This window comes from Nocardia alni (assembly GCF_019038435.1).
In the GTDB taxonomy this organism is placed as follows: Bacteria; Actinomycetota; Actinomycetes; order Mycobacteriales; family Mycobacteriaceae; genus Nocardia; species Nocardia alni.
The window spans coordinates 124,761-148,045 of record NZ_JAGPOX010000004.1 but is presented as its reverse complement, the minus strand read 5'-3'; the positions used below and the strand labels follow the sequence as shown (position 1 = coordinate 148,045).

Sequence of the window (23,285 nt, the reverse complement as noted above, 5' to 3'; positions counted from 1 at the left end):
TCGTCGGCAGCGTCAGATGTGGATAAGAGACAGGTGGCGGACAGGGACTGTGGCAGAGAGGATCTATGGCCGACGGGGTCTGTGGCCATGTGTTGCCGGGGTGGCTATGTCGGCTCTCGGCTATGTCGGCCTGATGACTCCAGCATCGTGCAGCCGCCCCAATTCGGCGGTGCTCAATCCCAGGACCTCGGACAGCACCTCACCGGTGTGTTCGCCCAGATCGGGTGCAGCCGCGTAGTCCCCGTACTCGGAGTCGATGCGCAGGGGAGAGCGGCTGGTCAGGACGGGGCCGACGCCGGGCTGGTCGACCTCGCCGAAGATCGTGGGTGATCCCTCGGCTCGGTAGCCTGCCGCTACGTCGTGGACCGTGCGGAACTTACTCCACAGCACACCGGATTCGGTGAGCACGCGGTCGATTTCAGTCAGCGGGCGGGCGGCGAACCACGGACGCAGGATGGCGGTGATGACGTCGCGGTGACGATACCGGTCGTCCTCGGTGCGGAAGTCGGCGTCCAGGGATTTCTCGAGGGCGTCGAACACCGCGCCCGTGCCGGTCAGGAGACGCAGCGCATCCCAGTGCCTGCGGGTGAGGGCTACGACCATGACGCGGCTGCCATCGGCGGTCTCGAAGTCGGCGCCGTAGCTGCCGTAGACCTGGTTGCCGTGTTTGACGCGGGCGTGGCCCAGTTCGTCGGCCTCGGCCAGCCAGCCCAGATTCACCAGCGAGGAGAACGCCACATCGGCCAGTGCGAGGCGGATGAACGAGCCCTCGCCGTGGCGGGTGCGGCGGTGCAGGGCGGCCAGCAATCCGGTGGTCGCGGTCATCCCGGCGAGCAGATCCCAGGCGGGCAGGACGTGATTCACCGGTGCGGCCGCGTCGAGTGGTCCGGTCATATCGGCAACGCCCGCATCGGGATTCACCGTGTAGTCGACCGCCGCCCGGCCGTCGGAGTAGCCGTCGATGTGCACCTGGATCAGGTCGGCGCGCCGTCGGCTCAGCGCCTCGTACGACAGCCACGGCCGCCCGACATTGTTGTCCACGACGATGCCGGAATCGGGTCCCGGCGCGGTGGCCAGCCCGATGATCAACTCCTGGCCCTCGGGAGAGCGCAGGTCGACCGCGACCGAGCGCTTCCCCCGGTTCAGCGCGGTCCAGTACAGGCTGCGCCCGGTCCGCTGCGACAGCGGCCACCGCGTGTAATCGGCGGCCCCGCCGATCGGATCGACCCGGATGACGTCGGCGCCGAGCTGGCCCAGCGTCATCCCCCCGGACGGGCCCGCCACGAAGCTGGCGAACTCCACGATCCGCAAGCCCGCCAGGGGAGTTCGGGTCGAATGGTCTGTGCTCACGTGATCCTCCACGATAGGTCGTCTGCGTGCTGCGCTCGCTGATGGTGAAAGGGGTTGTGCTTCGAATGGCCGCGGTCGTCGTGCCCGGCACGGCCCGCTCTAGCGGCAGAATGTCCGGATGGGCACTGATCTCCATGATCGTGGACGGCTGATGGAGGTGGGCGCTGTGAACCAGGCACCCTGGCGTGGCGATGCTGAATATATAATACGCGACTAGTGGGCGGGCAGCCCGGGTTCACGTGAGGGGTTCGGTGGCATCCCGATGCGGGCAGCGGAACACAGTGTGCGGTTTCGTGTTTGCGGGGATGAGTTGTCAGCGCGTCCGGATCGGCGCGTCACGCAGCCAGTAGGACACTGCCTCGGCACGGTTGGCGGCGCCGAGTTTGCGCAGGATGTGGGTCACGTGTGTTTTGACCGTGCCCTCGGAGATGCAGAGTGTGCGGGCGATCAGGCGGTTGGGCTCGCCTGCGGCGAGCAGTTCGACGACCTCGACCTCCCGGCTCGACAGGAGGGGGTGGGGTTGGGGAAGCGCCTGTCGGGCGGTGAGCGGTACACCGCCGGTGAGCTGCTGTAAACCGCGCTGGAGATCGGCGACGCCCTGGAGTACTCGCACCCGGGCGAGGCTGTGGCTCAAGCCCTCGGCGAACAGGTTCAGCACCGCGCGGTCGGCAGTGTCGACCTCGCGGTGCGGCCGGTAGCAGTCGCCGTGCACCATGCCTACGACCTGCCCCTGCACCGCCAGCGGCGCGACGCCGTAGGAGGTGCAGCGCGACATTTTCACCAGGGTGCGCTCGACCCGCGGATTCCGCTGCACATCCAGGGCCAGACCGGCGCGCCGGTGCGCGACGACATCGGATTCGATCAGGGTGCCGTCCAGGCGCGGCGGGTTGTCGCGACCGGCCGCCACCATGTCCTCGGCGAGTTTCGGATCGCCGACCACGTTCATGGTGTGCAGCTTCCAGGTCGAATTCTCCACCGTCGAGAGCAGCACCCGATCGAATCCGAGGGTGCACGCCGCCTCGGGGGCGCGGGAGAACAGCTCGTCGACGGTCGTCGCGTCGTGCATCCGTGCCAGTGCCCGGCGGACCCGGCGCAGCAGCTCGACGCCCTCGCTGATTCGGGCCTCATCGATCGCGCTCTCGGCGTCCCGGATCCGGGTGAGCAACAGGGTCAGCCGAGTCAGTTGTGCGGGCTGAACAGCGTTCGCCCGCAACAGGTCCGCGACGGTTGCCTCCCAGAGGTATCCGAGGACCTGTTCGGCCGTCGCCGCGCGGGACAGGTCGTGCGCGGGGAACTCCCGGCCGAGGGTATCGCCGGCGTCGGTGACCAGCTCGCGGATCCGGGCGCCGAGATCGCCGTGCAGCGCCACGTCACGGTGGTGCGCCTGCCTTGTTTCGGTCGCCACGATCGCTCCAGTATTTCGACAACACTATATATAATGTTAAATGTTAGCGGTAGGATGGTCGACGATATCGGAAAATCGCGGAACTGCGGGCGATCGTCCGCCCATCACCGCCGCGGCTGCCCTGAGAGGACGCGCTTCGTGTCGAAGACCATCGTCGAACAATTGGCCGATTTCACCACCGGGGTCGAATACTCCCGCCTGCCGACGGAGGTCGTCGTCGAGGCGAAGCGCATTCTGCTGGACTCGATGGGCTGCGCGCTGGGTGCGGTGGATCAGCACAAGGGCCGGATCGGCATCGAATACGGCCGACTGACCGGCGGAACCACTGGAGATGCCACCATCATCGGCACCGCGGACCGTGTGTCGATCTTCGGCGCCAGTTTCGCCAATGGCGAGTTGATCAACGCCCTGGACTTCGACGCGGTCCTGCCGCCCGGGCATGTGACGCCGTATGTGCTGCCGCAGACCATGGCGGTGGCCGAGAGTCAGCAGCGGTCGGGCAGGGATGTGATCGCCGCGATCGCGCTGTCGCACGAGATGTCGTTCCGGTTCTACAAATCGGTCGACTATCTGCGTGATCGCACCGACACCGAGATGAACCTGTCGCCGGTACTCGGTTACAGCAACACGATTTTCGGCGCGACCGCGGCCGTCGGGAAGCTCGAAGGCTACAGCCCGGAGGTGCTCGCCAACGCGCTCGCGATCGCTGCCGCCACCTCTCCGGTGAACTCCATGCGGTCCTGGCTCGCGCACGCGCCGACCGCGACGATCAAGTACTCGCTGGCCGGGGCACTCACCAACGCCTCACTCACCGCGGCGTACATGGCCAAGCTCGGCCACCGCGGTGATCTGCCGGTCCTGGACGACGCCGAACTCGGCTACCGGCGCTTCATCGGCACCCGGCGCTGGGAACCGCGGAACATCACCGACGGTCTCGGCGACGAATGGCTGTTCCCCGCCGAGCAGACCTTCAAGCCGTATCCGCACTGCCGGATCCTGCACGCGCCGCTGCACGCGCTGACCGAGATCGTGGAGCACAACGATCTGAAGCCGGAGGAGATCGAGGCGATTCGCTGCTGGGGCGAGGCGGCGGTCCTGCATCCGCTGTGGTTGAGCAACGTCATCGAACACACCCACGACGCGCAGTTCAGCATCGCGCACGGGCTGGCCGTGGGCGCGCACAACATCACTCCGAGCAAGGCGTGGCACGATCCGGAGCTGGTGTTCAGCCGTTCGGTCATGGATCTGATGGAGCGGGTCACCTTTCAGCCGCATCCGGACTATTTCAAGGCTCTGTCCTCGCACCCGTCGGCGCGTCCCGCTCGTATCGAAGTCGATGCCCGCGGAACGACTTTCGTCGCCGATCGAGTGTTTCCGAAGGGCAGTCCGACCCCGGACTCGCAAACCCGGATGACCGACGCGGAACTGATCGCCAAATTCCGCGTCAATGCCGAGGGCGTCATCCCGGAGTCGCGGATGGACGACATCGTCGAAGCCGTCTTCGACCTCGAGAACGTCGCCGACTTCGCGACGGTGATGCGCCGGCTCGGCACCCGGTGACCGTTATCGGCTATAGGTCGCAGTCGAATACGACCGGCGACGGATATCGCCTCGGGTGTGCGCTGCGACACACTCGGGGACAGCGCGCCGCGCGGCGCAACTACTGAGCCGCCCCCGTGTCCGAGACGGCGGCTCCATGACACGACCGGCGCGAGCGATGCTCGGCCTGTATCAGGAGAAGAACGTGATCTATCAAGGCAATTACTCGAAGCTGTTCATCGGCGGCCGCTGGGCCGAGCCCAACGCCACCGAGCAGATCGCGGTGATCTCGCCGTATACCGAGCAGACCGTGGCGCACGTGCCCAACTCCGCGGCCAGTGACGCCGACCGTGCCGTCGCGGCCGCCCGGCACGCGTTCGATCATGGTCCGTGGCCGCGGATGTCGCTGACCGAGCGGATCGAGGTGCTGACCCGCGTCAGCGCCGGCCTGGGTGACCGGCAGGAGGAGATCGCCCAGCTGGTCACCGCCGAGATGGGCAGCCCCATCACCCTGTCACGCAGTACCCAGTCGCTGGGGGCGAAACTGCTGCTCGATGCCTTCCTGGAACTGGCGCCGAGCTATGAATGGAGCAGTATCCGCCGCTCCGCGACCGGCACCGGCCTGGTGACGCGGGAGCCGATCGGCGTTGTCGCCGCGGTCATTCCGTGGAATATGCCGTTGCAGATCGCCATGCTCAAACTGGGGCCGGCCCTGCTCGCCGGATGCGCGGTGGTGCTCAAGACCGCGCCCGAGGCGCCGCTGAACGCCTACATACTCGGCGAGATCCTTCAGACAGCCGGTCTGCCGGACGGCGTGGTCAACATCCTGCCCGCCGACCGCGGGGTCAGCGAGCACCTGGTCACCCATCCCGGTGTCGACAAGGTGTCGTTCACCGGCTCCACCGCGGCGGGCCGGCGCGTCGCGGAACTCTGCGGGCGCGATCTGCGGCGGGTCACCCTGGAACTGGGTGGCAAGTCCGCCGCGATCGTGCTCGGCGACGCCGATCTCGACGTCGTGATCGGCCAGATCCGGAAGCTCTCGATGCGCAACAGCGGCCAGGCATGCAGCAACAAGACCCGGATCGTGGTGGCTCGGTCTCGTGAGGCGGAACTGGTCGAGCGGCTGGTCGCGATGGTCGAATCGATGCCGGTGGGTGATCCGGCCGATGCGGCCACCGAGGTCGGTCCCGTGGTCAGTGCGCGGCAGCGCGCGATGATCGAGAGCTACCTCGAGATCGGCCGCGACGAGGGGGCGAAGGTCGCCGTCGGCGGGGGCAGGCCGGACGGGCTGGACCGGGGATGGTTCGTGGAGCCGACGGTCTTCACCGGGGTCCGGGCGGATATGCGCATTGCGCAGGAGGAGATCTTCGGCCCGGTGCTGTCGGTGCTGAGTTTCGCCGACGAGGACGAGGCGGTGGCGATCGCCAACGACTCGATGTTCGGTCTCAACGGTTCGGTCTTCGCCGCCGACGACGAACACGCGCTGGCGGTGGCCCGCCGGATCCGCACGGGGACAGTGGAATTGAACGGCAACGTGGTGGGCTTCCACTCGCCCATCGGTGGCTTCAAGTGCAGCGGCATCGGTCGCGAGGCGGGGCTGGAGGGGTTCGACGGATATGTCGAGCCCAAGTCCTACGGTCTGTCGCCGTCGCTGGCGAAATCGCTGTCCTGACAGAGTTGTTCGATCGACCCGGCGGTGGCCGGAAGCAGAGGAGGGCCGATGCGCGGCGTTGTGTTCAATGGTGACCGCAACCTCGAAATCGTCTCGTTCGACGACCCCGAACCGGGGCCCGCGGACGTGGTTGTGCAGATCAAGGCGTCCGGGATGTGCGGTAGCGATCTCCGGTTCTATCGCGCCCCGGCCGGAGAGGCGCTGGCGGCGTTCGGATTACAGGGCGACGACGTGGGCATCATCGCCGGACACGAGCCGTGCGGTGTGGTGGTCGCACTCGGATCCGAGGTGGATTCGCGTGCGGTGCGCGTCGGCGACCGCGTGATGGTGCACCATTACGACGGGTGCGGATTCTGCGACCGGTGTCGCGGCGGATGGACGCAGATGTGCGAACGCGGCGCGAGGATCTTCGGCGCCACGGCGCACGGTGGCCACGCCGACTACATCAAAGTGCCTGCGCGAACCCTGGTTCCGCTGCCGGACGACCTGAGTTTCGCCGCCGGCGCGGCCATCGCCTGCGGAACCGGAACGGCCTTCGGTGGCCTGGTGCGCCTGGATCTGACCGCTCGCGACACCATCGCCGTCTTCGGCCAGGGCCCGGTCGGGCAATCCGCGGTGCAATTGGCCGCGGCGATGGGGGCCGAGGTCATCGCCGTCGATATCGCGAGCGAACGGGTCGCCCGCGCAGCCGAATTCGGCGCTGCCCACGCCGTCGACTCCAGCGTTACCGACGCGGTGGCGGCGATTCGCGACCTGACCCGGGGTAAGGGCGTGAGCTGTGCCCTCGACTGCACGGGCGCGGCGGCCGCACGGGCCGCGGCGGTCCAGGCCACCGCACCGTGGGGTCGCGTCGGATTCGTCGGCGAGGGCGGGGAGGTCACCCTGAACGTCAGCCCCGACGTCATCCGCAAGCAACTCACCATCATCGGCTCCTATACCTTCTCCGTTGTCGGACAGGGTGATTGCGCCCGCTTCATCGCCGGGCACGGTGTGGACGTCGACAAGATCTTCACCGACCGCTGGACTCTCGACGACGCCGATCAGGCATACCGTGAATTCGACAAGCAGACGGGCGGAAAAGCGGTCATCGAGTTCTGAGGTAACGGGTCGACCGCGACAACCCGACGAAATGCTCGCCCCGGCCTGGCCGGGGCGAGCATTATCGTTGCGGCGGTGGTCAGTACAGCGTGCAGCCGCCGCCTGTGGCCTGGGTCAGGCGGGTCGTCGAGGACGCGGCGTACGACAGCAGCCGCAATGAGGCCTCGGCACGCCTCACGGGTTCGCTCGGCGCCGGTCGCCGAACTCGGTTCACCGGATCAGTGCGAGCGTCAGCGTCCGCCCGTCGGCGACGCGGGTGCCGGTCTGGACGATCGCGGTTTCGTCCGGGGCGAGGACGCCGCCGGCGCCGATGTGATAGCGGCGCAGGATGTTCTGCCCGATCCGGACGGGGTCGGTCCCGAGTGCCCAGAGCGCATTGCCGCTGGGCGACATCACCGACGACTCGGACATCGGGCCCAAGGGGCTGTTTCCGAAGGGCGCATCGGGCAGTGGATGCAAGGCTCCGTCGGGTCGCACGGCGTAGGCGCTGATGAAGCTCGAGCCCATATTCGGGACGTAGACGTATTTGCCGTCGGGGGTCACGCTCATGACGTGGGGCAGTAGCCCGGAGGGAAACGGTGAGCCCGCGATCGGGATCAGTGTGCCGTCGCCGGCGACGGCGTAGCCCGACACGCTGCCACCGCGTTCATTGGAGATGTACAGATGGCGCCCGTCCGGGGTGATCGTCGGGTAGATCGGGCCGGAGCCGGTCGAGACGCGTTGCCGCGCCGCGGTGACCGTGCCGTCGCCGCTGATGCTGAACCGGACCAGTTGGTCCATGAGATAGCTTGCCGCATAGAGGTTTCGGCCGTCCGGGGAGACAACCACCGAGGAGACTCCGTCGGTCGGCGTACCGAACGGCACGGTGGGGCCGTTCTGGACCGGGGTGCCGTCGTCGCGGATGGTCAGCGCCATGATCGAGGCGTCGGCCGCGCCCATCACGACATACGCGTGGTGGCTGTCCGGCGTGAAAGCGATGTCCACCGGAATGTCGGGCAGTGCCATCCCCCCGAGGGCGGTGAGCCGTCCGTCGTGCCCGATCCCGTAGACGAGCAGCGTTCGAGTCGCCGCGGAGGCGACGTACAGGAAGCGGCCGTCCGGAGAGGCGGTCTGCGGCCAGCTGGCCATGCCGGAGAGGGCCTCGGGGATGGGCTGTGGCGGCGCGGTATCGGTGGCGTTGTAGCCGGCCAGCCCGTCACTGAGAAAACCGTGGGCGTACAGGTGATATGCCGGTGAACTCACGGTCGGAGAGTCGGCGAGGGCCGCCGCCGGCATCGGGAGGACCACCATGCCTGGCAGCACGATCGTCGCCAGGGCGGCCACCCACCATTCGCGCCGGGTCGGGCGCTGTTTCGGACGGTCGGCGGCGTCGGTCGTTGTCGCGGTATCACCTGTCGGCTTTGAACCAGATGTCATGAATCCGAAGCTAGGCAGTATTGCGGGCGGCGACTGTCCAGATAGTTGGACAGGAGTTGTCCCTCGACAACCCGGCCGTGGCAAGCGCTCCCGTGGCGGCGACATTGCGGGGATACCCCACGTCGGGCCCGGCGCGGGCGACAGCGCTCGGCGCACAGTTGCGGGAACGACGTATATCCCCGGCTCGAACGAGCCGGGGATATACGTCCGTTGGAGTCGATCCGCCGCCGCTAGTGCACCGCCGCGAACATCAGCCGGGTCTCGTCGGCCTCCTCCGGGGCGAACTCGGCGGCGATCGTCCCGTTCTTGGCCACCAGGATGCGGTCGGACAGGGCGCGTATCTCGGGCATGTACGAGGAGATGACCACGACCGCCACACCGTCGTCGGCGAGTCCCCGGATCATCGCGTGGATCTCCGGGATGGTTCCCAGATCCACGCCGCGAGTCGGTTCGTCGATGATGGCGACGAGGGGTTTGCGGGTCAGGCCCTTGGCAAGCACGACCTTCTGCTGGTTGCCGCCGCTGAGTTCTTCCAGGGTGGCCCGGTTCGGTTGCAGGGTTCGAACCTGGAACAGTTCGACGAATCGTTGCGCCACAGACTTCTTGGCGCCCGGGCGGACCAGGAACGGCAGTCGCGGTGCGCTGCACAGATGGCCGAGGTAGATGTTGTCGGCGATCGTCAGGTGGCTGAAGAAGCCGGAGGCCTTGCGGTCCTCGGTGATGTAGACGATGCCTGCCTTGCGGGCGTGCCGCGGTGTTCGGAACCGGACCTCACGGCCGTTCAACCGGGTGGCGCCCCCGCGCAGTCGGCGGCGTTTCATGATGCCGCTGACGATCATCGCGATCTCACTGCGGCCCGCGCCGACCAGACCGTAGATGCCCACGATCTCACCGGCGTAGGCGGAGAACGACATGTTGCGCACGACCGGCAGCAACGTCACATCCTCGACCTCGAGGACCGGCGTCGGATCGGGTTCCCGGCCCGCGGGCACCCGGCCCATCTCGACGTTGCGCCCCACCATCATTCGCACCACCTCATCGCGGCTGAACTCGGGCCGGGCCAGCGTGCCCTGCACCTCGCCGTCGCGCAGCACGGTGATGCGGTCGGCCTCCTCGAAGGCCTCGTCGAGCATGTGGGTGATGAAGATGACGCCGATGCCCTTGCGCTTGAGATGCTGCATCGACATGAACAGCTGCAACCGCTCCTCCGGGGTCACCGAGGAGGTCGGCTCGTCGAGGATCACCACCTTCGCATGGCGGTGCACCGCGCGCGCGATCTCGACCATCTGCTTCTGACCCACACCCAGCGTTCCCGCCGCCACATCGGGGCGGATGTGGAAGTTGTGCGATTCCAGCAGTTCTCGCGCCACGATGTTGAGGTGGCCGAGATTGTTGAACACCTTCTCGTTGCCCATGAACAGGGCCTGTGCGACCGTCATGGTCTCCACCAGCGAACCCTCCTGGTACACCATCGATATTCCGGCTTCCACCGAATCCTTCGGAGCGCTGAAAATCCGTTCGGCGCCGTCCACTTCCAGTGCGCCGCTGTCGTGAGCGACGGCGCCGGAGATGATCTTCACCATCGTGGATTTGCCCGCGCCGTTCTCACCCAGCAGGGCGTGGATCTCACCGGGCCGTACATCGAAGTCGACGCCGCGCAGCGCGTAGGTGCCGCCGTAGCGTTTGCTCACCTTCGACAGCCGGATCACCGACTCGGGGGTCATGTCGTTGTCCGCGTGAGGCATTCGTACCACCTCATTCCTTCTCGCTGGTCACGTGCAGGATATTTCCGAAACCGTTGGCGGCGACCATGATCCGGCCGTCCGATACCGCGACACCGGTCACGCCGTGCCGCTTGCTGTCGACGCGTGCGTGCGCGCTTTCCACCACGCGCCCGGTCCGGTCCAGACGCAGCGCCAGGCCGCACGAACGCGCCGGCGCCCAGGGCTTGACCACGCCGAGAACCCGCAGCTGCCCCATCTGCATGGTGTCGGTATAGGGATTGTCACAGCGCAGTCGCGGGACGAACCAGTCCTCGGGCGCTATCCGCGTCACCATCTCCTCGAGCACCGCGGGTTCGTCCAGCAGCATCTCGGTCACTCGATTGCGGATGTAGGGCGCCGCGACCCACCAGCCGTCACCGTCGGCCGCCAGGCGCCCCGGATAGACCGGCATATTGCGGGCGATCGGACGCGACGGGCGGGCCGGCGAATCCAGGGAACGCAGTTCGATGCGGTGGTCGAAACTGAGCGACACGAGCGCCTCGGCGCCGGAGGCCACTTCGATGCCCGAAGGCCACCCCAGACCCTCCGCCTCGACCCGCGCCCCCGAACCGTCGATTCGGACGATGAGGCCGGAACGATCTCCGCGGACCAGCGCCCGAGACCAGTTGCGTGCGTCATGGTTTCGCGAGCCGACCGTGGCGATCAGCGAACCGTCGGGCAGTACGGCGAGGTCGGTGACGCAGGCCGAGACCACCGGGTCGGCGCACACTTCCGTGACCGTCCCGGAGGCGTCCACCGCGACCAGCCCGGCGCCGTCGACAGCGGCGATCAGTGCGCCGCCACGGCAGACGAGCGACCCCACCGGTCCGGGCATTTCGGCGAGTGTGCGAATCTCGCCGTCCCGCAGCGAGAACAGGGAATTCCCGCTGCTGAACAGCACCGCACCCGATTCGGTGACGACCAGGTCGTCGGGTGCGTATGCGCCCGTCGGCAGCAACTCTTGCGCCTCGTCCAGACGCCGGTTGGCGCGCAACCCGGCGTCCATCGGCGGTACGGTGCGATGGCGCCCCCACGCCGGATTGATCCACTCGGCGAGTGTCGCGATCGTGCGGTTCACGCGATCACCCCCGCGGGTGTGCGAATCGTATCCGACAGTCCTGGAACGCGATTCGGGTCGATCGTGCCGATCTCACCGGCCGCCAGGGGTAGCCGGCCGATGCGATTGTTGCTGACGCCGCACAGATACAGATGGCCCGCGTGTTCCTTTACCGAGGTCACCATCGGGTAGTTCTCCATGGTCTCGTCCCACAGCACCTGAAGGATCTGCCCGCGATCGTCGAACTTGATCACACACGACATGTTCAACTGGGGAACGACCCAGTTGTCCAGCGACACTTCGCGAGTCATCCGCCGCCGGACGCTGGGATATTCGCGCAGCAGATCCGACATCGGGGTCCGCATCGCGCACAACGGCAGCCAGTAGTTGCCGTCCGAGGACCGATTCAGGTTGTCCGGGTAGCCGGGCAGGTTCTCCAGAACCGGTTCGAGCTGACCCTGTTTCGGCCCGGTGATCCACAGCCGATCCACGCGGCACAGCCCGGTGCTGACGATCAGGATCGACCGGCCGTCGTGGGAGGTGCAGATCCCGTTGGGGAATACGTGATTGGATACGACCACCTCGGTGCTGCCGTCGGGGTCGACGCGCACGACCCGTCCGTTGGCGCGGAATTCCACCAGTTCGATGAGGAAGTCCGCGGTGTTGTTGCGGGTGGAGAAGTCCGAGGCGTAGATCGACCCGTCGGGGGCGACATCGAGATCGTCGATGGCGCGCAGTCCGGAATCGTCGAGCAGGGAGAAGGGGCTGCGCTTGACCTTGTTGGCCAGCAGTTCCGATTCCCCGTCCGGCGACACCCGGTAGATGCCCATTCCGCCGACCGCGACGACGAGCTGCCCGTCGCGGTCGAACACATGACCGCAGGGGAAACCGCCCGTGCGAGAAAAGATTTCACCCTCGGTGCGGTCGGGTGCGAATTTCCACACCCAGCCGCGCTGGTCACCGCAGAAGACATTGCCGTCACCGTCGACGGCGCAATCCTCGGCGCCGCGGATCTGCCCCAGACCGATCGGCGGCGCATCGGTCAGGCGGCTGTTGAGATTCCAGACGCTGCCGGGCGCGTCGATACCGGTCAGCGGCGGCAGCACCAGGCGCGCCGGGTCGATCTTGAGCTTCTCCACCGTGCGCTGGCGATACTTACCCCATTTCAGGTCGAGGATCGTGAACAGCAGCAATACGGCGGCCAGGATCACCGTGTAGTACGACCCCTGCGCGCCCTCGGCGATGGTGGCCTGCTGGACGATCGCCACCACCAGGACGCCGACGGTCGCCCGCAATACCGACCCCCGGCCACCCTTCAGGCTCACACCGCTGAGCACCACGGCGGTCAAAGCGATGATCTCCCAGCCGTTTCCGACGTTGGGGTCGGTTCGGCCGAGCCGGGCGGCGGTGAGCAGGCCCGACAGGCCCGCGAGCGCACCGGAGAGCACGTAGATCCAGAAGGTGGTGGCCTCGACCGGAATTCCGTTGCGGCGCGCGGACCTTCGATCCGAGCCGACCGCGGTGATCCACCACCCCCAGCGGGAACGGGTCAGCCCCAGGTGCACCACGATCAGTACCACCAGGAAGATGAACCACTCCACCGGAATTCCCGCGATCTTGCCGAAACTCAGGAAATCCCAGACGATATCGGGCTTGGCGAGGCCGATCTTCGTACTGTATGCGCTCTGCAGCGCCGAGGCCGCGCCACCGAAGGCGATCAGCGTCACCAAAGTGGTGATGAACGGCCGCATCTTCAGCCGGGCGATGAGCACGCCGTTGATCGCGCCGAGCACGGCCCCGATCACGACCGCCGCGGGCGCCACGAGTGCCATCGGCCAGTTCCACACCCGGTCGGCGACCATCGCGCCGAGCGAGGCGACCCCGACGACGGAACCGACCGACAGATCGATCCCGCCGCCGACCAGGACGACCGTCAGGCCGATGGCGAGCAGTCCGTATTCGGTCGCCTGGTCCAGGATCAGGGGAGTGTTGTCGGCGCCGACGTCGGTGGTGGCCAGCACGATGGCGCACAGGATCAGAGCCAGTCCCAGGGGGACCGCTCCCTCCATCCAGCGTTTCTCGAACAGTTCCGACAGCGTGCGGTAGCGCGCGATACGGTCGGTCCACCTACCCCCGGTGAGCGGGAAGGAGTCCACACCGCGGGAGAGGTACCCGGTCCCCAGCCGCCCGCGCGTCAACGTCCTGGAAGGCGTCGCGGGCGGAGGGGTTTCGGCGACAGAGTTCGCGGCCATGCTCACTGGCCCTTGTAGCAGGCGATGGAGACGTCGTCGACGTTGCTCTTGTCGACCATCGCGTCGGAGACGAAGGACACGGTGTGGTTGCTGCCGGGTTTGGCGCCGGACTGGATCAGCTGCTGGGCCGCTACCGCCGCCGCTTCACCGATGCCCTGCACGTCGTAGGCGACCGAGGCGGTGACCAAGCCCTGCTTCAGCGCATCACACCAGCTCTTGTCGGCGTCGAAGGTGTAGGTACCCACGGAATTCGGCGCCACCTGGCCGCGGCCGACCGCGTTGGCGACGGTCTGGCCGACGGTCACCGCGTTGACATCGTAGGTCACCAGGAAGCCGCACAGCTTGCCCTGCGACTGCTGCAGCATCGACTCGGCCGCTTGCTGCGCGACCGCGTTCTGGAACTGCGAATGGGCAAGGGTCACTGTGTATCCCAGTGGGTCGAGCACATCGTGGATGCCCTTGTCCCACTGGATCGACGCCGGGTCGTTACCGGGTCCGTCGATCACCGCGATCTGTTTCGGTGCGTTGCGATGGCCGCAATCGTCGGCCGCGCGTTGGGCGATGGCGCGTGCCGCGTGCCCGACGTCGACGCCGATGAACGCGTCCCCGAGCCGTGTCGACATCATGTTCAGCACCACGGTGTAGATACCGGCTCGCTGGGCCTGCTGGATCGCGTTGTCGAGCAGGCCCAGGTCCTGGTTCTGCAGCACGAGCACATCGGCGGCCTTGCGGGCGATGAGGTCGTCGATGGTGCTGATCATCCGGTCGCTGGAGAAATTGGAATCGTAGACGCGGAAGTCGGCGCCGAGGTTGCCGAAGGCCCGCTGCATCGTCGAACCCCAGTTCTCGGTCAGCGCATAACCTTTGTAGAGAATCGGGACGAAGGCTATCTTCTTGCCCTTCATCACGTCGTGGGCCTTCTGCACCGCGGCGTTCATCTCGACATTGGTGCCGAATGCCGGGTCGCCCGAGGCGGTCCCGCCGGAACCGGAACCCCTGTCGACCGAACATCCGGCGATGGCGAACGCCGTCAAGGCGGCCGTTACCAGTGCGAGAATCTTCTTTCGGCTCATCGTTGAACCCTCCTGCTGTGTGCGGTGTTGAATATGAAAAGTGCTGTGGTGAAACGCATTACAGTTCTCCGGATTTCTCGGTCTCGACATTGCGCGGATGCAGCCAGGCATCGACGGCGATGGCGGCGATCAGGACCGCGCCGCGGATGAGGTCTTGCGCGGCGGTGCTCAGCCCGTGCAGTACCAGCAGGTTGTTCAGCACGCCGACGAACAGCGAACCCGCGAGCACGCCCAGAATCGTGCCCCGACCGCCCGACAGCGAGACGCCGCCGATGACGGCAACGGTCAAGGCCGTGAACAGAATCGGATCGAACGAACTCACCGTCGTCTGCACACTGCCCTGAATCGACACCGTCACATAGCCGGCCAGCACCGCCAGCAGGGCGGCGATCACATAGGTGAGCACCTGCAGCGGCCGCACCGGCGCACCGGTCGCGCGGGCGGTGTCGAAGTTGTCACCCATCGCGCGGATCAGCCGCCCCGGCGAGGTGTAGGAGATGAACAGCCAGGCCAGGACGAACACTGCGGCGGCCACCAGCACCGGTCGCGGAATGCCGAGCACCGAACCGTCGCTCAGCGCCGCGATCCACGATCCGCCGGGCACGTTGTAGACGTTCTGGCTCAGGAACAGAAGGTCGACCCCGCCGATGGCGAGCATGCCGGTGGCCAGGGTCGCGAACAGCGCCGGCGCCTCGAAGTAGGCGATCAGCACGCCGTTGACCACGCCGACCAGCAGCGCGAGCCCGGCCATCAGGATGATCGCCGTGCCCTCGGGCATCCCGCGATTCATGAACGCCAGGGTCGCCTGCGCGGACCCCAGCCCGATCCCGGCCACCGACAGATCGATCCCCTTACCGAGGATTACAACGGCCTCGCCGACGGCCAGGATTCCGAATGCCGCCGACAGGCTCGCGATACTGGTGAAGTTGTTCAGCGACAGGAAATTCCGGGTCGTCAGCCCGCCCACGACGCAGACCAGCGCCGTGATGCCGAGCACCAGATAGCCCAGTTCCACCCGTGCGATCCGGGTTCGGGGCGAGATGTGCGCGCGGGTGTCCATCGTGGTCGCGGTCATCGCCGATCACGCCCGTCCCTGTTGTGTGATCGCTCCATCGCCGCTCCTCGTCAGTCATGTGGTGTGGCTGACAACTGTGTCTCGGGGCACAGTGCGACGGCATCCGGCGTCGGTCCGATTCGACTACGACGTTCGGATGATCGGCCGGCGATGGCTGCGGGCGATGAGGGCCGAGCGCAGGTACCACAGGCCGGCGGAACGCGACACGTCGAGACCGGTGAGCTGGGCGATGCGTTTGAACCGGTAGTCGACCGAATTGGGGTGCAGATGCAGCCGGGTGGCCGTGCGCTTGCGGCTCTGATCGCTGGCGATGAAACACCGCAGCGTGCTCAGCAGTTCGGGGTAGTCGTCGAGGGGATCGAGCAGTGCGCTCAGCTGATCCAGGCCGGGACCGGGGCGGGTGAGCTGATATTCCAGCGCCAGGTCGTCGAAGCGACGCAATCCGGTCATGCCGAGCCGGGATGCCAGGTCGAGCAGCTCGTGGGCGCGGTCGGCGGCCGTGGGGATGCCCGCGGTCTCGGCGCGGATGACCGCGGCGGCGATCGGTATCCCTGCGGCCCGGGTGAGGTCGGCGACGAGAGGGTCGAGGCCGGGGTCCGCGGCGAGCGCCGTCGGCACAAGCACGGTGCCACCGTCGGGGGACAGGATTTCCAGTGCGGCCCCGTGGAATCGATCGGTGAGTTCGGCACGCACCCGGCGCATCGGCGCCGCGGTGAGGGCGTCGGACGGCGCTCGCGGGCACAGCGCATCCGGGAATCGCAGCACGGTCAGTGCCAGCACCCAGTACTCGTCGGCGACGTCGAGCCCGCCGTGGCGTGTCAGTGCGGAGGTCGGCCGGCCCCTGAGCAGAGCGGACGCCAGGGCGCGGGTCGATCGATCGTCCCCGGCGGGGTGCGGCTGGGGTGAATAAGCCGCGGCGACCGTGGTAGTGATCGTGGTCAGCAGGTCCAGGACCGCGGCGTTGTCCACGGTGTGTTCCGGGCCGGCCGGAATGGGGGTGGCATCCGGCACGAGGTCGAGGGCCAGCCGGACGCCGTCGTGGACCAGCCGCAGGATGGTATCGATCGGGATGCCGTCGAGGGCCCAGCGTGACGCCTCGTGCTCGAGTCGCCGCAGATGCTCGGGGCGTTCCTGGCCGGCGAGTATGCAGATCGACAGTTCCAGACATTCCTGCACGGCGCGAGTGAGGTCGTGGCCGGTAGGTTGTTGCGGCACTGCTCCTCCTACCCGGAGTCGATCTCCGGCGTCCGGACTGTCCTTCGGGTCACCCGAGACTACGGACGCGGCCGGTAGGGGAGTGTTCAGGTATTTGGACACCTCGTGCTCGCGGACGTTGGCGCTGGCCATCCACCTGTTCTGCCGAATTGGATGTGACCTGCTTCATTTCGTGTATAAAATATAATGCTTCTCACTAGCGAGACAAGGTGGTGTCGCTTGCCTTCGATATCGGCGAATCCCGGCATTCGACCGGTGCGACCGGATATCGCGTCGGCGTGGTCACGGTCGCGGCTCAACGGCCTCGACGAGAACGTCACGCCCCGCTTCGATCCGGAGGCGGTCGCTGTCGACACCGGCCTGACCCGTGCGGCGCGGCCGGTGCTCGAGCGGGCCTCGGCCGAACTCGCGGGCACCGCGGTCACGCTGCTGCTTGCCGATCAATCCGCCCGCGTGGTCGATATCCAGTGCGCGGATCGGGCGACGCTGCGCACGGTGGCCGACCTCGGCGTGGTCGCGGGGATCCGGCTCGCCGAGGACGAGGTCGGCGCCAATGCGGTGGGCACCCCGATCGAGATCCGGCGGGGATTGCTCGTGGCGGGGCCAGAGCATTTCATGTCGGCTTTCAAGGGCTTCACCTGTTACGGCCATCCGATCGTCAATCCCGTCACCCGCCGGCTGGAGGGTGTCCTCGATATCAGCGGTAGCGCCGGGCACGACCATCGGCTGTTCCCGCCCTTCGCCCGCCGCGTGGTCCGCGATATCGAAGATCGCCTGCACCTGGACGCGTCCCGGTCGCAGCGGCAACTGCTGGATGCCTTCCAAGCGGCGGCGGCCCGCCGGAAGCGGGCGGTCGTCGCGATCGGCCAGGGACTGGTCCTGGCCACACCCGCCGCCCTGGATCTGCTCGATCCCGCCGACCACGCGGCCGTGCGGATGTGTGTGGAGGGCAAACGTTTCGACGGTGCGGCGACCCACCGGCTGACGTTGGTCTCCGGGCGTGCCGTCCGGCTGCTGTGCGTGCTGGTGGACGACGGTCACGGGGTACTCGTCGATATCGTTCCCGATCAGGACACTCGCCGCGGCGAACGTCCCGTTCGGCAGGTGCCGGGGTGGCCGTTGCTGGTTGCCGGGGAATTGGGCAGCGGCCGGACCACCGCGGCCCGGACCGCCGCGGGCACTGATGCGGCCACCGTCGACGCCACCGAAATCGTGCGGCTGGGGGAGCAGGTATGGGCTGCGAACACCGAACTCGTGCTCGACAGCGCGGGGCCGGCGGTCGTGGTGGAGAACATCCAACTGCTCTCGGAGCAGATGACGACACTGCTGGCCCGATATCTGCGCACCGCGCGCCGCAAGGTCGTGCTGACCTCGACGCCGGGCGATCACCTCGAGACCGTCCACGCACCGCTGGTGGTGCTCTGCAACGAGCGGCACGATCTGCTGCCGCTGCGCCGGCGTCGCCACGAGATCCCGCAACTCGCCCAGCGCATGCTCGCCGAGGGGAACCCCGGCGGACGCACCCGTTTGACCGCGGAGACGCTGCGCATCCTGGCCGAACAGCCGTGGCCGGGCAATCTGGCGGAGCTGCGACGGGTGGTCGCGGCCGTCGCCGACCTGCGGTCGGCGGGTGACATCATTCCCTCGGATCTTCCGGCCTCGTATCGAGGTCGTCCCGCACCGGCGTCGCCGTTGCGCCAGGCCGAGCGGGAGATCATCGTCGCGGCGCTCGCGACAGCGGGCGGTAACCGGCTGCAGGCGGCGCGGGCGCTCGGAGTCAGTCGCTCGACCCTCTACAACCGGCTGCGCGCCCTGCGGATCGACTGAATCCGAATTTCTCCGGTGATCGAGGCCGGAAACGGGCGCCGGTGCTGTCCAAAAGCTTGGACATTCTGTGTGAACCCGGGGCCATACCGTCATTGCAGCGGTCCGGTGGATTGAAATCGGCCGCCGAACGCCCGAGCTGATAGTGCGCGCAGACGAACCAATGGAGGTTGTCTTGAACGATCGGAATATCCCAGGCGCCGGGAAAATCCGTGTGTCCCGCAAGACGCGTCGGCGAACGTCGGCGCTCGCCGCGGCGGTCGGTGTAGCCGTCGGGGTTTCCGTGGGCGGTGTCGCGGTCCCGCCGGCGAGCGCGGACGCGACCGGCGCCGGTTACCTCCTCGTCGGGGGCACGGGCTCGTCGAATCTCGGCGTCTTGCGTGAATCGGGCGACCGTTTGTCGGGTACCGGCCCCACGGTTCCCATCGAAACCGGAACTCTCACCGTCGCCGTCACCCCGAACAATCGTTATGTCTATGTCGCCCATACGGTTTCGGGGACATTGCAGGGTTTTCGAGTGAATCCCGATGGCTCGTTCGACCGGCTCGCGGGGGCGCGCCTGGATCCGGGACAGCCGATCGTGGGAGCGGTGGTGAGCCCCGACGGACGGTGGTTGTTCGCCACCATGGGCTCGGTGACCAACGAGGTCCGCACCTATGCGATCGAGCCCTCCGGTGCGCTCGCCCCGGTGGCATCGGCGACGATCCCGGGGCCCACGAGCGGCCTGTCGATCCCGACGATCTCACCCGACGGCCGATTCCTGTTCGCGCCCAGCTTCATCGGCGCCACCATGAATTCCTTCGCGATCGGCGACGACGGGCGCCTGACCCTCGCCGGACCGCAGGTACGCACGGGCGAGCGCCCGGCACTGCCCTCGGTGACCCCGAACGGGAAGTTCCTCTACATCACCAACGAGGGCTCCAATGATGTGTCGGCATACAGCATTTCGCCCACGGGCGCACTGACGCCGATCGGCCGGTTCCCGACCGCGGGAACCCCGCACGGCATGGCCATCACCCCGGACGGCAGATACCTGTATCTCCCGCAGACAACCGGAATGGGCGTGAACGGCTTCGCGATCCTGGACAACGGCTCGCTGGCCCCACTACCCGGCGCGTCCGCGCCCAGCCAACCCGGACATTTCCCCGGCCGAGTCGTATTGAGCCCGGATGCCAAGCGGCTCTACATAATCGACACCCTGAGCGCGGGCGGCACCGAAAAGGTGTTCAGCTATCGAGTGGAGCAGAACGGTGCACTCGAGCCCACCGGCGAACCGCCGGTCGACACCGGGGTGGTGTTTTCCGACGGCGCCACCGGCGTATTCATCACGCCGTAAGGTACTCGGGGCAGGTGGATGCGTGTGCCGACAGGAGATGTCAGACCTTTTTGCCGATCGCGCCGTAGAGCGACACCTGCTTGTCGTGGCTGCGGGGGTGTTCGATGCCCTCGTTGCGCCAGCGGTGGATCACCTCGACTCCGGGGTCCACCAACTCGAGGCGCTCGAAGAAGCGGGCGACCTCGGCTCGGGTGCGGGGCCGCACGGGAATTCCGCGGTCGATGTAGACCTGTAGGAGGCGCGCCATGCCGTCGGGATCGTCGTCGCCCTCGTCGAAATCGGTGGTCACATGCGACATCGCCAGATACGAGCCGGGCGCCAGCGACTCGATCAGCGTGTTCACCACCTCGTACACGTCGCCGGGCACGAAATGCAGCAGCGCCATCAGCGACACCGCCACCGGCTGCGAAAGATCCAGTGTGTCACGCAGTTCCGGTGCGGCCAGGATGGACTCCGGGTGCGCGGCGTCGGCATCGATGTAGGCGGTACGCCCCGCTCGTGTGCTCAACAGCCGCGCCCGGGCGTGGGAGAGCACGATCGGATCGTTGTCCGCGTACACCACCCGGGATTCGGGTGCGAGTTCCTGGGCGACCTGGTGCAGGTTGGGTTCGGTCGGGATGCCGGTGCCGATGTCCAGGAACTGGCGGATGCCCTGCCCTGCCAGGTAGCGCGTGGCGTGGCGCATGAAGTCGCGGTTGGTACGCGCTGTCACCCGGACCGCGGGGAACTCCTGCAACGCCTTCTCCGCGGCATCGCGGTCGGCTTGGTAGTTGTCCTTGCCGCCGAGAAAGTAGTCGTACATCCGGGCCGAGTGCGGCACGTCCGTGCGCAGGTCGATGGGACCGTCCGACACGGCAAATTCTCCCTCTACGTTGGTATCCGAACATCCGTACCACGCAGATATACCGCATCCGGGCACACCGTGCGAGACGATTCCGGGCATTCGTGATCCCGTGCCTCGCTCACCATCGGGAGCGAGGCACGGGTCATCGGCGGCGACTGTCGTGGTGGAGATCCTTTACCAGGCGACGGGGAGGGAGTAGACGCCGTACACGACCATGTTGTGCTTGAACGCGATGTCCTCGAGCGGGATCGCCAGTCGCAGCGTGGGAATCCGCCGATACAGCGTGCTGTACACGACGTTCAGCTCCATCCGGGCCAGCGGCTGGCCCAGGCACTGATGCACCCCGTAACCGAAGGCCACGTGATGCCTTGCCTCCCGGTGGATGTCGAGGCGGTCCGGGTCCGGAAACGCGTCGGCGTCCCGGTTCCCCATGTCGTTGGCCAGGATGATGCCCTCGCCCGCCCGGACGAGCCGGCCGCCGACCTCGACATCCTCGGTGGCCACCCGCCGACGCCCGCTGTGCACGATGTTCAGGTAGCGCAGAAGTTCCTCGACAGCGCCCGCGACCAGACCGGGATCGTCGGTGTCCCGCAGTTCGGCCAGCTGGTCCGGATGCTGCAGCAGGGCCAGCGTGCCGAGGCTGATCATGTTCGCCGTCGTCTCGTGCCCCGCGATGAGCATCAGCAGCCCCATGTTGGCTACCTCCTCGACGGTCAGCTCACCCTTCGCGAGCGGACCGGCGGCCAGCTGTCCGAGCATATCGTCGGTCGGCGACTTCTGCTTGGCCTCAACGAGATCCGTCAGATACGCGACCAGCTTGGCGTTGGCCGCCAGCGCCTCGTCGGCGGGCGTGTCCCGCGCGATGAGCACGCTGCTGCACGCCTGGAAGAACTCGTGATCGGCATACGGCACACCGAGCAGCTCACAGATCACCAGCGACGGCACCGGCAGCCCGAAGGCGGTCACCAGATCCGCGGGCATGGGCCCCGCGAGCATGGTGTCGATCAACTCGTCGACGATCTGCTGCACCCGCGGCCGCAGCGCGTTGATCCGCTTGATGACGAAGTTGCCGGTGAGCATCTTGCGCAGCCGGGCGTGATCCGGATCGTCCATCGCGATGAACGAGCGGGCGGAGCGCCGGCGCACCAGAATCGACTCGGACTGGTACGGGTAACCGTCCTTGAGCGTGTCGGCGCTGAAACGGGGGTCTGCCAGCACGGCCCGCTGATCCTTATAGCTGGTGACCAGCCAGGGCGTGCTGCCGTTCCAGATCTGCACTCGGCCGATCCGGTCGACGTCGCGCAACTGCGGCGGTGGATCGAACGGCGTGGTGGCGGCCCGGGCCATGGGAAAGGCGGGTAGTGCTTCAGTCATCAGGAACCCCAAAGTTACTAAACGAATGTTCACTAACTCTGTTAGGGTAGATGTAACCGGTTCCGCTGAGCAACCTTTGGTGACGTGTGAACCATCCTCGGCCGAGCGGCGTTGCGGCGCCGGGCCGCCTGGCGCGGGTTTCGACCCTCTCGCGCGGACGGCCCGGCTCACGACGGAAAGACAACTGTCGTGCGAGGTCCGAATTGGTCAGGCGTCGCCTTTCGCATGCAGAGTGTTGTACATCTGTGCGGCGCTGGCGATTCCGACAGGAATTCCGACGAGCGCGCTACCGACGATCGCGCCGGCGCCGCCGACCGTCGCAATACCGACCACGCAGCCGACGGCTGCGCCGAGCGGGGTCAAGACCACGGTCGGGGCGGTCAGCGCGCCACCGGTCACCACGCCGAGCGGACAACCGATCAGCGCGCCGGTCACGCCGCCGACCATGCTGCCGACACCGCTCGCCAGGCCGAAGTTCACCGCGGCCGTGCCCAGCGCACTCTGGAAGTCGCTTTGCTGATCCACCGGACTCGCGTGGGGCTTGTCGACCGGAGTCGTTACGCCTGCCACAGTCGACACTGTGCGACCGGGCGAGGCGGCGTTGTCGGTCTGCGTTGCTTGCCGAGTGGACCGAGTCGCCGTGGTGTCTGCCGGGACGGGCGAGGTGTTCGGATTGCCCCACACGCTCTTTCCTTGCGCGTCCTGCACGGCGAATTGGTTGCCGGAAGACGTCACTGTCCCGATCGGAGTCACGATTCTGGTGGACCGGGTGGCGGCGTCTCCGGTGTATTCCACGCCCGGCAGGATCTGCACCCGCAGCACACTTCCCGGCGGCGACTGGTCGGCCGTCGAGGGAGCGGCATTGGCAGTCGCACCGCTCACCGCGACCGCGCTCGCGGCCAAGACGGTGGCACCGATCATCATTTGCGTCAAATTACTCATGATTTCCTCATCTGGAATTGATACCGATTTGCCGAGATAAAGCGTGCGGG

At 67.1% G+C, this 23,285-nt stretch carries 17 protein-coding genes; 5 read left to right on the top strand and 12 right to left on the bottom strand.

The features are described from left to right. Window positions 1-120: 120 nt before the first annotated feature. Window positions 121-1,350 (bottom strand): CoA transferase, encoded by a 1,230-nt coding sequence (locus JZ791_RS03495; protein ID WP_216892654.1) that lies wholly within the window; start codon window positions 1,348-1,350, stop codon window positions 121-123. 313 nt (window positions 1,351-1,663) lie between these two features. Further along, complete coding sequence (locus JZ791_RS46400) at window positions 1,664-2,755, bottom strand: response regulator transcription factor (protein ID WP_216892653.1); 1,092 nt, start codon at window positions 2,753-2,755, stop codon at window positions 1,664-1,666. 138 nt (window positions 2,756-2,893) lie between these two features. On the opposite strand from JZ791_RS46400, the gene JZ791_RS03485 reads away from it, so the two are divergent. The 3 genes from JZ791_RS03485 to JZ791_RS03475 all read left to right on the top strand — a co-directional run bounded on the left by JZ791_RS03485 (window position 2,894) and on the right by JZ791_RS03475 (window position 7,064). Further along, the gene (locus JZ791_RS03485) at window positions 2,894-4,315 is read left to right on the top strand and encodes an MmgE/PrpD family protein (RefSeq protein ID WP_308162751.1); all 1,422 of its coding nucleotides are present in this window, start codon (window positions 2,894-2,896) and stop codon (window positions 4,313-4,315) included. A 136-nt stretch (window positions 4,316-4,451) separates the two neighbouring features. Then, window positions 4,452-5,966, top strand: a complete 1,515-nt coding sequence (locus JZ791_RS03480; RefSeq protein ID WP_254205141.1) for an aldehyde dehydrogenase — start codon at window positions 4,452-4,454, stop codon at window positions 5,964-5,966. A 48-nt stretch (window positions 5,967-6,014) separates the two neighbouring features. Continuing rightward, entirely contained in the window at window positions 6,015-7,064 is a 1,050-nt protein-coding gene (locus tag JZ791_RS03475) for a zinc-dependent alcohol dehydrogenase family protein (RefSeq protein ID WP_216892652.1), read from the top strand. 210 nt (window positions 7,065-7,274) lie between these two features. On the opposite strand, the gene JZ791_RS03470 is transcribed toward JZ791_RS03475, so the two are convergent. The 7 genes from JZ791_RS03470 to JZ791_RS03440 form a co-directional block, all read right to left on the bottom strand. Further along, window positions 7,275-8,480, bottom strand: a complete 1,206-nt coding sequence (locus tag JZ791_RS03470; protein WP_216892651.1) for a lactonase family protein — start codon at window positions 8,478-8,480, stop codon at window positions 7,275-7,277. 230 nt (window positions 8,481-8,710) lie between these two features. Further along, window positions 8,711-10,225 (bottom strand): sugar ABC transporter ATP-binding protein, encoded by a 1,515-nt coding sequence (locus JZ791_RS03465; RefSeq protein WP_216892650.1) that lies wholly within the window; start codon window positions 10,223-10,225, stop codon window positions 8,711-8,713. Between the two features lie 10 nt (window positions 10,226-10,235). Continuing rightward, window positions 10,236-11,321, bottom strand: a complete 1,086-nt coding sequence (locus tag JZ791_RS03460) for an SMP-30/gluconolactonase/LRE family protein (RefSeq protein ID WP_216892649.1) — start codon at window positions 11,319-11,321, stop codon at window positions 10,236-10,238. Beyond that, window positions 11,318-13,552, bottom strand: coding sequence for an ABC transporter permease (locus JZ791_RS03455; protein WP_216892648.1), 2,235 nt, complete (start codon window positions 13,550-13,552; stop codon window positions 11,318-11,320). Before JZ791_RS03455 ends, JZ791_RS03460 begins: the two co-directional genes overlap by 4 nt. Before the next feature lie 2 nt (window positions 13,553-13,554). Next, the gene (locus JZ791_RS03450) at window positions 13,555-14,625 is read right to left on the bottom strand and encodes a sugar ABC transporter substrate-binding protein (protein WP_216892647.1); all 1,071 of its coding nucleotides are present in this window, start codon (window positions 14,623-14,625) and stop codon (window positions 13,555-13,557) included. 58 nt (window positions 14,626-14,683) lie between these two features. Continuing rightward, complete coding sequence (locus JZ791_RS03445; protein ID WP_216892646.1) at window positions 14,684-15,700, bottom strand: ABC transporter permease; 1,017 nt, start codon at window positions 15,698-15,700, stop codon at window positions 14,684-14,686. Between the two features lie 123 nt (window positions 15,701-15,823). After that, the gene (locus JZ791_RS03440; RefSeq protein WP_216892645.1) at window positions 15,824-17,047 is read right to left on the bottom strand and encodes a PucR family transcriptional regulator; all 1,224 of its coding nucleotides are present in this window, start codon (window positions 17,045-17,047) and stop codon (window positions 15,824-15,826) included. 87 nt (window positions 17,048-17,134) lie between these two features. On the opposite strand from JZ791_RS03440, the gene JZ791_RS03435 reads away from it, so the two are divergent. Continuing rightward, window positions 17,135-18,742: a sigma-54-dependent Fis family transcriptional regulator gene (locus JZ791_RS03435; RefSeq protein WP_254205140.1), complete on the top strand. Its 1,608-nt coding sequence runs from the start codon at window positions 17,135-17,137 to the stop codon at window positions 18,740-18,742. Window positions 18,743-18,914: 172 nt separating this feature from the next. Continuing rightward, complete coding sequence (locus JZ791_RS03430) at window positions 18,915-20,075, top strand: beta-propeller fold lactonase family protein (RefSeq protein ID WP_216892643.1); 1,161 nt, start codon at window positions 18,915-18,917, stop codon at window positions 20,073-20,075. A 40-nt stretch (window positions 20,076-20,115) separates the two neighbouring features. Here the strand turns inward: JZ791_RS03430 and JZ791_RS03425 are convergent, their stop codons facing one another. The 3 genes from JZ791_RS03425 to JZ791_RS03415 all read right to left on the bottom strand — a co-directional run bounded on the left by JZ791_RS03425 (window position 20,116) and on the right by JZ791_RS03415 (window position 23,235). Then, window positions 20,116-20,928, bottom strand: a complete 813-nt coding sequence (locus JZ791_RS03425; protein ID WP_308162749.1) for an SAM-dependent methyltransferase — start codon at window positions 20,926-20,928, stop codon at window positions 20,116-20,118. A 165-nt stretch (window positions 20,929-21,093) separates the two neighbouring features. After that, window positions 21,094-22,293: a cytochrome P450 gene (locus JZ791_RS03420; RefSeq protein WP_254205139.1), complete on the bottom strand. Its 1,200-nt coding sequence runs from the start codon at window positions 22,291-22,293 to the stop codon at window positions 21,094-21,096. A 207-nt stretch (window positions 22,294-22,500) separates the two neighbouring features. Then, window positions 22,501-23,235, bottom strand: a complete 735-nt coding sequence (locus JZ791_RS03415) for a hypothetical protein (RefSeq protein ID WP_254205138.1) — start codon at window positions 23,233-23,235, stop codon at window positions 22,501-22,503. Between the last annotated feature and the right edge of the window lie 50 nt (window positions 23,236-23,285).

Coding starts and splice junctions, on each gene's coding strand:
- JZ791_RS03420 (WP_254205139.1), bottom strand. CDS start 22,293: ATGACTGAAGCACTACCCGCCTTTCCCATGGCCCGGGCCGCCACCACG.
- JZ791_RS03450 (WP_216892647.1), bottom strand. CDS start 14,625: ATGAGCCGAAAGAAGATTCTCGCACTGGTAACGGCCGCCTTGACGGCG.
- JZ791_RS03475 (WP_216892652.1), top strand. CDS start 6,015: ATGCGCGGCGTTGTGTTCAATGGTGACCGCAACCTCGAAATCGTCTCG.
- JZ791_RS03470 (WP_216892651.1), bottom strand. CDS start 8,480: ATGACATCTGGTTCAAAGCCGACAGGTGATACCGCGACAACGACCGAC.
- JZ791_RS03440 (WP_216892645.1), bottom strand. CDS start 17,047: ATGGCCAGCGCCAACGTCCGCGAGCACGAGGTGTCCAAATACCTGAAC.
- JZ791_RS03455 (WP_216892648.1), bottom strand. CDS start 13,552: ATGGCCGCGAACTCTGTCGCCGAAACCCCTCCGCCCGCGACGCCTTCC.
- JZ791_RS03480 (WP_254205141.1), top strand. CDS start 4,452: ATGACACGACCGGCGCGAGCGATGCTCGGCCTGTATCAGGAGAAGAAC.
- JZ791_RS03465 (WP_216892650.1), bottom strand. CDS start 10,225: ATGCCTCACGCGGACAACGACATGACCCCCGAGTCGGTGATCCGGCTG.
- JZ791_RS03415 (WP_254205138.1), bottom strand. CDS start 23,235: ATGAGTAATTTGACGCAAATGATGATCGGTGCCACCGTCTTGGCCGCG.
- JZ791_RS03445 (WP_216892646.1), bottom strand. CDS start 15,700: ATGACCGCGACCACGATGGACACCCGCGCGCACATCTCGCCCCGAACC.